Annotated in this window: 13 protein-coding genes; all 13 read right to left on the bottom strand. The window is 58.1% G+C overall.

Going from position 1 to position 12,097, the window contains the following annotated elements; all coding sequences use genetic code 11:
* Window positions 1-72: 72 nt before the first annotated feature.
* From BMI79_RS20895 to gspC, 13 genes are read right to left on the bottom strand one after another with little or no spacing between them, the layout of a single operon-like run.
* Complete coding sequence (locus BMI79_RS20895; RefSeq protein ID WP_076944077.1) at window positions 73-915, bottom strand: prepilin peptidase; 843 nt, start codon at window positions 913-915, stop codon at window positions 73-75.
* Between the two features lie 34 nt (window positions 916-949).
* Entirely contained in the window at window positions 950-1,693 is a 744-nt protein-coding gene (locus tag BMI79_RS20890; protein WP_076944076.1) for a type II secretion system protein N, read from the bottom strand.
* Window positions 1,683-2,174 carry a type II secretion system protein GspM gene (gene gspM, locus BMI79_RS20885; protein WP_076944075.1) on the bottom strand — a complete coding sequence of 164 codons (492 nt, stop codon included), beginning with the start codon at window positions 2,172-2,174 and terminating at the stop codon, window positions 1,683-1,685. The genes BMI79_RS20890 and gspM overlap by 11 nt, the downstream gene beginning before the upstream one ends.
* The gene (gspL, locus tag BMI79_RS20880) at window positions 2,167-3,357 is read right to left on the bottom strand and encodes a type II secretion system protein GspL (protein ID WP_076944074.1); all 1,191 of its coding nucleotides are present in this window, start codon (window positions 3,355-3,357) and stop codon (window positions 2,167-2,169) included. The genes gspM and gspL overlap by 8 nt, the downstream gene beginning before the upstream one ends.
* A gap of 8 nt (window positions 3,358-3,365) precedes the next feature.
* Window positions 3,366-4,343: a type II secretion system minor pseudopilin GspK gene (gene gspK, locus BMI79_RS20875; protein WP_076944073.1), complete on the bottom strand. Its 978-nt coding sequence runs from the start codon at window positions 4,341-4,343 to the stop codon at window positions 3,366-3,368.
* Window positions 4,340-4,939 (bottom strand): type II secretion system minor pseudopilin GspJ, encoded by a 600-nt coding sequence (gene gspJ / locus BMI79_RS20870; RefSeq protein WP_076944072.1) that lies wholly within the window; start codon window positions 4,937-4,939, stop codon window positions 4,340-4,342. The genes gspK and gspJ overlap by 4 nt, the downstream gene beginning before the upstream one ends.
* On the bottom strand, window positions 4,936-5,301 hold the full coding sequence (gene gspI, locus BMI79_RS20865) for a type II secretion system minor pseudopilin GspI (RefSeq protein ID WP_076944071.1): 366 nt from the start codon (window positions 5,299-5,301) through the stop codon (window positions 4,936-4,938). The genes gspJ and gspI overlap by 4 nt, the downstream gene beginning before the upstream one ends.
* Window positions 5,298-5,849, bottom strand: a complete 552-nt coding sequence (gspH, locus tag BMI79_RS20860; protein WP_076944070.1) for a type II secretion system minor pseudopilin GspH — start codon at window positions 5,847-5,849, stop codon at window positions 5,298-5,300. Before gspH ends, gspI begins: the two co-directional genes overlap by 4 nt.
* On the bottom strand, window positions 5,849-6,280 hold the full coding sequence (gene gspG / locus BMI79_RS20855; RefSeq protein WP_076944069.1) for a type II secretion system major pseudopilin GspG: 432 nt from the start codon (window positions 6,278-6,280) through the stop codon (window positions 5,849-5,851). The genes gspH and gspG overlap by 1 nt, the downstream gene beginning before the upstream one ends.
* Before the next feature lie 30 nt (window positions 6,281-6,310).
* Window positions 6,311-7,534 carry a type II secretion system inner membrane protein GspF gene (gene gspF / locus BMI79_RS20850; protein WP_076944068.1) on the bottom strand — a complete coding sequence of 408 codons (1,224 nt, stop codon included), beginning with the start codon at window positions 7,532-7,534 and terminating at the stop codon, window positions 6,311-6,313.
* Between the two features lies 1 nt (window position 7,535).
* Window positions 7,536-9,041 (bottom strand): type II secretion system ATPase GspE, encoded by a 1,506-nt coding sequence (gene gspE, locus BMI79_RS20845; RefSeq protein ID WP_076944067.1) that lies wholly within the window; start codon window positions 9,039-9,041, stop codon window positions 7,536-7,538.
* Window positions 9,038-11,011, bottom strand: a complete 1,974-nt coding sequence (gene gspD / locus BMI79_RS20840; RefSeq protein ID WP_076944109.1) for a type II secretion system secretin GspD — start codon at window positions 11,009-11,011, stop codon at window positions 9,038-9,040. The genes gspE and gspD overlap by 4 nt, the downstream gene beginning before the upstream one ends.
* A gap of 15 nt (window positions 11,012-11,026) precedes the next feature.
* Window positions 11,027-11,893, bottom strand: a complete 867-nt coding sequence (gspC, locus tag BMI79_RS20835; protein ID WP_241680026.1) for a type II secretion system protein GspC — start codon at window positions 11,891-11,893, stop codon at window positions 11,027-11,029.
* Window positions 11,894-12,097 lie beyond the last annotated feature (204 nt).

The raw sequence follows: 12,097 nt of genomic DNA, 5'->3' as shown, positions 1-12,097 counted from the left end.
AAGTATGACTAAAAAAACCGCTTTCCTGAGCAGGAAGGCGGCAAACAAAACTGGAATTTACAGCGTTGCCATCTAAAAAAATAAGGGTATCAACAGATTGAGCGCACCGGCCAGCGCAAGCCACGGGCCAAAAGCTAACGGCTGATTAAAGTCTTTTTGCGCCAACCCACGCTGCACCAAGGTGAACAATAACCCACCTCCCGCCGCCACCAGGATCACCTGCGGCAGGGCCTGCCAACCTAACCAGGCCCCCAGCGCCGCCAGTAATTTAAAGTCACCGTAGCCGAGCGCTTCTTTGCCGGTGGCCAACTTGAACAGCCAGAACAGGCTCCATAAACAGAGATACCCGGCCACTGCACCGATGATCGCCTGCTCCAACGCCACAAACTGCCCTTGCAGGTTAAACAGCAGGCCGAGCCACAGCAGCGGCAACGTCAGCACATCCGGCAACAGTTGCGTATGGTGGTCGATCACCGCCAGCGCCAATAAAACAGACAGGAATATCCAGGCCCCCAGCAGCGGCATACCCAGCGGCCAGGCCAACGCGGCCAGCACAAACAGCAGCGCCGTCGCCACTTCCACCAATGGGTAACGCCAGGAAATAGTTTCACCGCAGCAACGGGCTTTGCCCTGGAGCCACAAAAAGCTCAACAGCGGAATATTATCCCTGGTGGCCACCGGGTGCTGGCAATGGGGGCAACAGGAGCGCGGCAGCAGCAGGTTAAAACGCGGCACGGACTCAGGCAAAGGCTGCGCCAGTTGCAGCAGGGCTTCACGTTGCCAGCGCATTTCCAGCATCACGGGCAAGCGGTAAATCACCACGTTGAGAAAGCTGCCGACAATCGCCCCCAGCAGCCCAACAAAGCACAGCCAGAAAAGAGGAAAAGCCGCAGCAAAATCCACTAACAAATTCACATAATATCCCTGTTATTAGTCATGTTATTACAGGTCAAAGCAACCTTCCCTGAACCTGCCAGGGGATCTGCCCCTGATCGTCGGCCCTGCCCAACTGCCCCATCAGCGATTTCATCATCGCGGGCAGTTCGGGCCCGCTGCGCAGTTGCCCCCTGAACTGATAGCGCCCGTCGAATGCAACGGTGCCACGTCCCGTCAGGCTTAGCTGCGAAGAGTTCTGTTTCAGCACCAGCGCCAACGCCCCTTGGCTATCGCAGCTAAGTTGGCCCTGCACATTAGCCAAAGCGACTTCCCCCAACGGAGTCGCCAACTGGGCATTCTGCCAGTTAACCACGCCACCGCTGAGGCTCGCGCACCCACGCGGGCTGAATTCCCCCAGCAGTAGGCGCAGTTGCAGCCTGCCCTGAACGCTCACCGGCACGGGCAACGGCAACTGCTGCTGGATAAAATCTGCCGGAGCGGAAAGCTGCCACGCATGCAGTTGCAGGTTCCACCAGCCACGCAGGATCCCACTGCCTTGAATCCCTTGCGGATCGCGCAGCTCAAGCTTCAGCGCAGGCCGCCATGCGGACCAGGTCAGTTGCCAGCTCACCTCTGGCAAGGTGAAGTTACGCAAGTTTAACTGGTGCGCGCTGCCCTGCCACAAAGAGCCAGAAAAGCTGCCGACACCGATCTCAGCAGGTAAAAAAGCCCGCACTAGCTGCGCTGGCGCGTTCCATCCTAACAACAACAGATAGCAAAACAGCAACAGCGCGGTTTTTTTCGCTTTAGCGCCCATCGCTGCGCTCCAGCATCAGTTTGTTGACCATTACCCAGCCCGGTTTATTGGCTTGCGCGGCAACCTCAAACGCCACGATGCGCACGCGGTATTGCTGCTCCAACTGGGTGAGCCATTGCATCAGCAAATTAAAATCGCTCGGTTCCAGCGTGACTGCCAAGCGTTCGCCCTGCGGCTGTAGGCGGGTGATATTCAGGCCTTGTACGGCGGCGCTGCGCGTCACCGTCGCTGACAAACTGAGGGATTCCCCCTGCGGCATTGGCCGGGCCCCTTGCTCACGCAGGCGCGGTGCCTGTTGTAGCATCCATTCCACCGTGCCCTTCTCACGGGCGAGGGTCCGCTGCCACTGCTCGGTCTGTTGTTGCCAAGGCAGCCATAGCGCGTAATAACACAGCCACAAGATGAGCAACAGGCCACACCCTACTACCAACCGGCGTTCTCGCGGGCTGATTTGCAGCCAACGGCGCTTAAGTTCATTCATGCTGTATCCCCAGAATCAAGCGGCTCTCGACGCCATGTGGGTTTTGCTTGATCTCACCAGGTTGCACCCGGTAATGCTGCCCGGCGCGCTGCTGGAACTGTTCCAACGCCTGGAAGGAAGCCGCATGCAGATCGACTTTCAGCTCTTTACTGCCTGCGTCATAGGCCAACGCCTGGAGGCGGAGGGTCGAAGCCCCCGTCAGCAGTTGCTGCAATTGGCGCACCTGCTCGTTCAGCCCGGCCTGCGCAGTTGGTTGCAACTGCTGTAAGTGCTGCTGCATCTGCACGCGCGGGTTAACCACGTTTCTCTCTGTGGGAAACAGTTGCTTGTAGAGGCGCACACTTTCCTGCCGCCAATGCTCAGACTGTTGCCAAAGACGGTAATGCGACCAGCCCGCGTCCACACACAGCAGCAATAAATAGCCCGCCAGTGCCAGCATCACCGGGCGCCAAGGGCGTAATCCCGCGCGCCAGGGGCTGGAAGGGGTAAACTCGCCCTGGCGCAGATCGGCCCCGCGATAAATCTCACCTTCTGCCGCCAGTTGCAGCACATCACGCGCTGGCCGCACGCGCCATTGCGCCAGACCTTGCGCCTGCATAGGCGGTGGGGAGTAGCTCTCAATGACCGGCGGAGCCGACATCGCCAGCAGTTCCGCCAGCCAGGATGACTCCACGATCATTCCGGCATGCGCTTCACGGCGGAACAGCCATTGATCGTTCAGGCAAACGGCGCTCCAGCCATCGGCGATCAGCGGCAGCATCAACACGTCGGGCAGCAGGGCCTGAACCCGCACGCTCAGTTGCTCACAGCGGCTAATCCACTGCCGCATGGCACTTTTTTCCACTACCGCGACGTCGCAGACATCGCCACTTTGCTGCAAAATGGCAAAATGCAGGCGCTCAACCTCCGTTGCCAACTGCTCCTCCAGCATAAACGGCAACACCTGCAAACTTTGGCGCCGGGCGCGGCGCGGCAGCGTCACCTGATGAAAAGCAAACTCGCTCGCTGGCACCAGCACCCAGGCAGGATAAGCCGCCAGCAGGCGTACCAGTTCAGGATCGGTTTCCCCTGCCGCCAGGCTACCGTGCCGATGACTGTCTGAAGACACTAATCGCCACAATATCGGCTGAGTGTCGTCACTGGGCAAACGCAGAATTAACCGTACTTCCCCACTGCGCTTCATGTTCTCTATCAAGGCGTCACCATCATGCTTAATCCGTATTTGCGCTGTACCACCTGAAAATTATTGCCCGTGCGCTGCAATAAACTGTGCTGACTAAAATGGTTGTTCCCCATCAGCACGCTGAAATTGGCCAGAAAAAAATCGCTCTTCACCGCCAGCACTGGCCTCACGGCTGATGTCTCGATGCCCTGTAACTGCGGCTGTGCCAAAAATGCCGTCACGCTGGCCCACCCTTCACGCGGGCGCTGCTGCAACAGTTGTGTCGCGGCACTAGGATCAAACTCCGTCAGAAACAATGCCGCCAGTAACGGCCCCTGCGATTCACGCAGAGTATTCACGTTCACCAACAGCGTCTGCTTTGGCAACGCGCAGACATAGGGCAGCAGTTGGCGATAAAGGCTGGCGTCAACGCCAGACACGGTGCGCAACTCGCTGACATCCTTCATCGGCTGATTGGCAGGCAGGTAAGGCACCTCCAACGCCATATAGACCTCATCTTCCGCGCCCCCAATCACCGGTTCGCTGTCACTGTCGATCCAGTCGCGCAAGGCGGCGGTTACCTGTGCTGCCTGCAGCGGTTCCACCTGCAGATTTTTCAACAACTGCAGAAAAACCTTGGCGGGATACGGCATAACTGTCGGGTCAGTCGCCCCCTGATTAATGGCATTAAGATTAAAGCAGGCCTGAGCATCGACGATCTGCCCCCGCAATTCGCCCCCTTCAACCGGGAAGCGGCGCTCTTCCTGTGCCCAGTTTTGCGCCAGATGGGTTTTCTCCGGTGAATCCAGCGTATCCATCTGCAGGATTTTACCGGCCAGCGCTTCTGCCGCACGGCCATACCACTTCGCCTGCTGGTGATCCAACTGCGCCACGGTGCGTAGGTAAGTCCGCCCGTTGCGCTCGGCAATGGTGGCAGCCACCGTCACCATCAGTGCCAGGATCAGCAACACCACCAGTAGCGCAACGCCCCGTTGCCGCGCCCTCATTCTTTTACCTCTTCGGTGATCAAAAACAGCCGGGTCAACTCGCCAAAACCGTTCACCGTCAGCGTCACTTCAATCCCTTGCGGTAACGTGGTGGCGCTGTCCCAACTCTCTTGCCAGGCACCTTTGGCAAAAAAGCGCAGGCGAAAAGCGCTGACGCCGCTGAGCAAAACCTTAACGATCGGAGCCTCTCCCACCTGCGGATCCGCATGGGTGTAGCTCAACCGTTCTAACTGCTGCTGACGCAGGCGATAGCCCACGTTCTGTAACTCGGAGCGTGACAGCATCCCCAGCGGGTTTTGCCAGCTATTGCGCATGAAAGACACGGCCCAGTCCTCACTCTGCAATTGGTAAGGCGCGGCAGAGAGCAGACGCTCACTCCCCCGGCTACGGCGCGGGATGATCTGCCCAAAATCCCCCTCCATCTGCACAAATGCCCGCTGCAGCTCGGCCAGGCGCTGTACCTTGCTCTGGGAGATTTCATCATTACGCATCACCCCCTGTAACACCTGAAAGGCGCTGATGCTCAGTGCGGCAAAAATAGCCAATGCCAGCAACATCTCCAGCAGGGTAAAGCCCTGCACCTGTTGGCGATTCATTCACGCACCACGTAGCTACGCAGAGAAATCAATGCGGCCGTATCTTCTTTTTTGCGCCGCACCTCAACATCCAGCGCACGCAGTTGACTGATTTCGGTATCCACCCCTCGCCAGCGCAGGTACCACTCCTCTCCGGCAAAGGTGACGGATTTCCCACTCCAACTCTTCTCTGGCCAGACTTTATCCAGGCGCAGTTGCACCTGCTGATTATCTGCCAGCCAGTTTGCCAGCACTTTCTCTTCCATACGGCCAATGCCGCTTGCCTGCAGTGCCGTGGTTTGCAACAGCGCCAAGCCTGCCAGAGCGAACACCACCAGCGCCACCAGCACTTCCAGCAGCGTCATCCCTCGTTGCGCTTTCACGGTGCGGCCCCATGTTCTGAAGTGCTGATCGTTCCGGCATCGTCTATGCGCAGCCAGGCTTCCGCACCGCTCCCCGCCTGCCTGAACACCAGGGTAAACGGCGTTACCTCACCACCAGGCAGCAGCAAAATATCCGGCTCTGCCTCAGTGGCACTGGCCGTTGGCCACTCATGCAAGCTGGGGAACTGCAGCTCAAGCCGCACGTCATCCGGCAGTTCACTGCCTAAGGCAGCACGGCGCGGCTGCCAGGTTTGCCAGAAATACCCCTGCCAAACGTCAGAACCCGGCGCCGAAGTGCCGTTTTCTGCCAGTTGCCGCTGCAACAGCTTGAACTCCCAGCCGTCTGGCCGCACCTGGATCCCCAGCAGTTGGCCGTTTTGCTGGCTGTCGTCCAAGGCAAAATCCAGCTGTGCCTGAAAACGCGCAAGCTGCTGTTGCGGGGTCTTTTGCTGTACGGCAGGAAATGACATCACCACCAGGCTGGCAGCACTGCCAATCAGCAGCACCACCAGCATCATCTCCAGCAGCGTGAAGCCGCGCTGACGCACTACTTCTTGTTACCGATCGTCCAGTTGCCGATATCATCCTCTGTGTCCGGCATGCCATCCGGGCCATAAGAGAAAATATCGATCTGACCATGCTGCCCAGGGCTCAGTAACTGGTAGTCGGCACCCCACGGATCCTGCGGCAGGCGGCGGATATAGCCGTCTTTCGGGTAATTGCGTGGTTCCGGTTGGGCTGAAGGTTTGCTGACCAGCGCCTGCAACCCCTGCTCGGTCGTCGGGTAACGGCCGTTATCCAGCTTGTACATATCCAGCGCGCTCTCAAGCGCCACCAGATCGCTCACCACTTTCTGGTGATCTGCTTTATCCTTGTTCCCCATCAGGTTAGGCACCACCAGGCTCGCCAGAATGCCCAGGATCACAATCACCACCATAATTTCCAGCAGGGTAAAGCCGCGCTGACGCTGTTGCCGCATGTTTCTCTCCGTTGGTTGCAGATTCATCATTTACATACTCATCATGTTATTCAATTGCAGGATCGGTTGCAGGATCGCCAACACAATAAACAGCACCACGCCCGCCATACTCACCACCAGCAAAGGCTCAAACAGCCCCAGCGCCAACTGCATTTGGGCGCTAAACTCCCGGTCCTGGTTGTCTGCCGCGCGTTCCAGCATGCTGTCAAGCTCGCCGCTGCGTTCACCGCTGGCAATCATGTGGCGCATCATTGGGGGGAACAGCGCCGTCCGCTCCAGCGCACGATGCAGGCTGACACCTTCACGCACCGACTCAGTGGCGATGGCCAACTGACGGCGCGCATAATCATTGCTCAATACCTCACCGCTGATACGCATCGCTTGCAACAGCGGCACCGCACTGGCATTAAGAATGCTCAAGGTGCGGGCATAGCGCGCGGTATTCAGGCCACGGGCAATGCGGCCAACCACCGGCAAGCGCAGCAGTTGGCGATGAAAAGCCACGCGACGGGATTCCTGGCGCAACAGCACGCGCATCAGCAACACGCCCAGCAGTATCAGCAACAGTAGCCAGGGGCCAAAGGCTCGCACGCCGTCGCTCAGCCCCATCAGCACCCGGGTAGACAGCGGCAGCGCCTGCTTCATATGCACAAACTGCTCTACCACCTTCGGCACTACGGCGGAAAGCAGAATGGCAATCACGCTGATGGCAACGACCGTCAGTACGCAGGGGTAAATCATCGCCTGCAGGATACGGCCACGCATCTGCTGACGCTGTTCGGTATAATCCGCCAGCCGATTCAGCACCAGATCCAGATGGCCAGAAGCCTCACCCGCGGCCACCATGGCACAATAGAGGCGTTCAAAACTGGCGGGATACCCTCCCATCGCCTCTGCCAGCGAATGCCCTTCCAGCACCTTGGTGCGCACCGCCGCCATCAGTGCGCGCTGGCGCGGTTTTTCACTCTGCTTTGCCACCGCATCCAGCGCTTCCTCCAGCGGCAGCGAGGCGGCCACCAGCGTCGCCAACTGCCGGGTCAACAGCGCCAGATCGGCACTGCTGATCCCGCGCTGCCATAAGGCTCGCTTGCCGCTGCGGGCCCGCTGACGTTCATCCTGCCCTTCTTCCAGGCTGACGGGCACCAGCCCTTGTTCACGCAACAGTTGGCGGGCATGGCGGGCAGAATCGGCCTCTTGCACACCGCGACGCTTCTTGCCTTGGCCGTCTAATGCCTGGTAATGGAACAGTGCCATGTCACTCCTCTTCCTGAACCTGGTTTTCCGTGACGCGGATCACTTCTTCCCAACTGGTCTCACCCGCCAGCACCTTTTCGCGGCCATCGCCGCGCAGCGTCACATATTCATTACGCAGTTGGCGGGCAATGCTCAGTTCACTTTCCCCCTGATGGATCGCCGTTCGTACCCGATCGTCAATCAGCAGAAGTTCATGAATCCCCGTACGCCCGCGATAACCGGTAAAACCGCATTTCTGACACCCTTTCGGCTGCCAGAGCGGCGTGCCTGGCGGGATTGCCATCTGCCGGGCCAATTCAGGATCGGCCTCATAGGGTTGACGGCAGTCAGGGCACAGGGTGCGCACCAGCCGTTGGGCCAGCACCGCCAGCAGTGAAGTCGACAGCAGGAAGGGTTCGATCCCCATATCCTGCAGGCGCGACAGCGCCCCCAGCGCGCTGTTGGTATGCAAGGTGGAGAGCACCAGGTGGCCGGTCAGTGATGCCTGCACGGCGATCTGTGCGGTTTCACCATCACGGATCTCCCCTACCAACACCACGTCTGGATCCTGGCGCAAAATGGCGCGCAGGCCGCGGGCAAAGGTCATATCCACTTTGGGATTGACCTGCGTCTGGCCGATGCCGTCCAGTTCATATTCGATCGGATCTTCGACCGTCATGATGTTACGTTCGCTGGCGTTCAAGCGGCTCAGCGCCGCGTACAGCGTGGTGCTTTTGCCGGAGCCGGTCGGCCCCGTCACCAGAATAATGCCGTGTGGCCGCTGGATCAGTTCATCGATCTGCCGCTGGTTTTCCCGCGACATACCGAGCGTGGCGAGATCCAGATTCACGCTGTTTTTATCCAGCAAACGCAGCACGATCCGCTCACCGTAGTTGGAAGGCAGGGTTGAAACACGCACGTCAATGGCTCTGCCGCCAATGCGCAGCGCCATGCGCCCGTCCTGCGGAACACGTTTTTCAGCAATATCCAGCTTTGCCATCACCTTGATGCGCGAAATCAGCAACGACGCCAAGCGCCGCTGCGGGCGCAGGATCTCACGCAGCACCCCGTCTACGCGGAAGCGGATCTGCAAATGGCGTTCGTAGGTTTCGATATGGATATCCGACGCTTTATCCTTGATCGCCTCGGTCAGCATGGCGTTGATCAGGCGGATAATCGGCGCGTCGTCGTCTGCATCCAGAAGATCGTCGCTGTCTGGCAGTTCTTCGGCAAGAGTATAAAAATCCATTTCATTGCCGATGTCGGCCATCATCCGCCGCGCCTCTTCCGAGTCACGCTGATAGCCGATCACCAGTTGTTTCTCAAACTCCTCAGCCGACAGCGTGCTGACGGTCAGGTGAGCGCCTGCCACCCGGCGCGCCTCAAGCAGCGCGCTGGTCGGCGTATCAGCGACGCACAGCACCCGGCACCCCTCCCGATCGCGCAGCAATAAAATACGCTGCGCACGCGCGTAGGCAAAAGGCAATAGAGGGCGTAATTCGGCCGCATCCAGCGTGGCGTCGGTCATCGAGCCCCCTGCTGATAAAACGCGCTGATCGCCGCATTCACCTGACGGAAAGTCGCGCCATTTTGATCTGGTGGCAGCTTCAACACGTCGTTATTCAAAGTCAGAGCACGGTTTTCTTTGCCACGCAACTGCTCCTGCTCTTCGTTAAATGACGCATATTTTTCCGAGGAAGCACGGCGGTATTCGTCGCGATCGCGGATAATCGACGGGCGGATAAACAGCATCAGATTGCGTTTGGACACCTTTTGGCTGTTGGAACGGAACAGGTAGCCCAGCACCGGAATATCCCCCAGCAACGGCACCTTACTGGCGCTGTCATTGACCATTTTATCCAGCAAACCGCCCACCACCACCGTTTCCCCACTGCCCACCAGCACGGCATTGTTGACCGTACGGGTGTTGAAGGTTGGCCCCAAGTTAGCATTGTTGCCCGAAGCCGAAGCGGAATCCGCCACGCTGGAAACCTCTTGTTCGATCTCCAACAACACCGAATCCCCTTCGTTAATCTGCGGCTTGACCTTCAGCTTGATACCGACAGTTTTACGCTCCACCGTGTTGAAGATGTTATCGCCGGAGGTGGTGCGGGAACCCGACAGCACCGGCACTTCCTGGCCGACGTTGAAGGTGGCTTCCATATTGTCCAGCGTGACGATACTTGGCGTCGCCAGAATATCGTTCTTGCTGCTGCTGGAAAGCGCAGTTAGCAGCATTGCCCAGTTCCCCTGATAAAACCCTGCTGCTATGCCGTTAAAACTGTTCAGTGCGCTGGCAAAAGCCGAGTTGAGGGTACCATCCTGATTGTATTGATTGACCCCGGCGATCGCGGTGGTGATCGGCAGGCCTGTGTTGGTGAACTGCGTTCCCCCTGCGTGCTTGTTTGCCCATTGGATCCCCAGATTCAGGCCATCCGCATCCTGAACTTCGGCAATAATTGCTTCAACCAGCACCTGCGCGCGCCGGATATCCAACTGCGCAATCACCTTTTCCAGATCGCGGATCACGTCTGGCGCACCGGTGAGGATCAGGGCATTGGTCTGCTCATGGGCCTTAATGGTGACGTCTTTACGCAACGCCACGGCGGGTTTGGCATTCTGCTGCTCGCTCTGCATACTGCTGCTGACGCCGGTCAGCACTTCCACCAGATCGGTGGCCTTAGCATATTTCAGGTAAATTACTTTGGTATTGCCCTGCACCGCCTGCTCGCGGTCCAGTTGCTTGATCATGGCAATAATCCGCTGACGGGAATTAGGTTCACCGCTGACCAGCACCGAGTTGGTACGTTCATCGGCCACCAGGCTGGCGGTCATCAGGCTGGGCATGGCCGACTTGCTGGCATCCTTGGTCAGCTCGGTGACCAGCTTGACCACTTCAGCAGCCGAGGCATAGGCAAGAGGCACCGTAACCACGTTGCGATCCCCTACTTTATCCACCCGCTCGACAATTTCCATCAGACGTTTGATCACCGCCGCACGCCCGGTCATCAACAGCACGTTGGAAGGCTCATAGTGCACCACGCTGCCAGCCCCGGCGTTATCGTTGAGCTGGCGCAGCAGCGGCGCCAGATCTCGGGCGGCCACGTTATTCACCGGCACCACGCGGGTCACCACTTCATCCCCCTGCCCCGGTTCGGCATCGCTGGCCACCGGGACCGCCGCCGTTTTGGCGTCCTTCGAACGTACCACTTTCAACACGCCGTTGTGCATATCCACCACGGCAAAACCGTAAACGTCCAACACGCTGAGGAAGAACTGGTAATACTGTTCCTCGTTCAGCATATCGTAGCTGCGCACGGTGATGGTGCCGCGCACGGCAGGATCAATAATCACCGTTTTATTCAGATTCTTACTGACGGTATTAATGAATTCCTGAATATCCGTACCTTTGAAACTGGCAGAAAACTCAGCGCTCCACCCCGACTTGGTCCCGAGCAACGCAGCGATCAGCACCAAAACGCGTAAGCTCCCAATCATCCCTTTGCTAAACAATTAATTATCTCCAAGAGCAACATAGATATCATGCAATTGACCATCACGTTCGACGGTAAGGTTCAGTTCACTGAGTTCTGGCAACTGTTTCAGTGCCTGCTGGGCTTGTTGGGCATCACGCAGATCCAGGCCATTGAGCGCCACGGCCAGATCGTTTTCCCGCAGCCCAACCTGTTGGAACAACTCCCCTTGCACGCCAGGGTTCAGGCGATACCCGGTCAGTTTGTTATCCACCATCACGGGCGAAATATTCAGGTAGGTGAGAATATTTTGCGGCTGTTTCTGTAACTGGGCCTTAAGCTGCCCTGCTGAGGCTTTTTTCTCGCTAGGTGCCTTAGCCGCCGCGGGCGATGCATCACCGAACAGGAGCAGCGATTCATAGCGCCCCTGATAGTTAATTACCACACGATCGGCAAAAATAGCCGCAATCTTGGCATCATATCCGGGGGTGTTATCCCCGATACCGAGGCTGAATTGCTTGCTGTCTTTGGCAATAATGGCGATGGAATGCGCTGGCGTGGGGCTGGCCACAATGCCGGTCAGGTTGATTTTGAGCGCCGATGGCGGGGCATTATGCAGAGAAGAGTCTGATACCGCCGTAGCGGCGGGCGCAGACGAAGGCGCGGCTGTGCCGAACAGGTTGAATCGATAGGTTGCGGCCGCCTCGTTGCTAACGGCGGCAGCTTGCGGCACCGCGGCCTTGGCCAAACTGACCGCAGGTTGTTCAGCAGGTAGCCAGATCTGCCAGGTCAACATCGCCAGTTGATTGCAGGCTAATAGCATCACAACGCACAATACCCAGCGCGGCGTCAGCATCTTGAATGCTGTCTCTCTGATTGACAAAACCATCCCAGAAAATTGAATCATGCTTTCCTTTGCCAGCGCCCCTAGTAGCCTGAGTCACTCCACTCAGCCCTAGAGGCACATCGTGATAGTTAGCGCTGTCCAACAGAACCCTGTCAGATTCTCTCTGGAACCTTGCGCAGTGCAATTGCGTCGCTTCCGCCGAGCCGTGTGAGACGATCCTCTCAGCAACGACTACTTTATACATGCTCACATGACGAAAAAATA

Source organism: Serratia oryzae, from assembly GCF_001976145.1.
Taxonomy (GTDB): Bacteria; Pseudomonadota; Gammaproteobacteria; order Enterobacterales; family Enterobacteriaceae; genus Chania; species Chania oryzae.
This window is presented reverse-complemented; position numbering and strand designations above follow the sequence as displayed.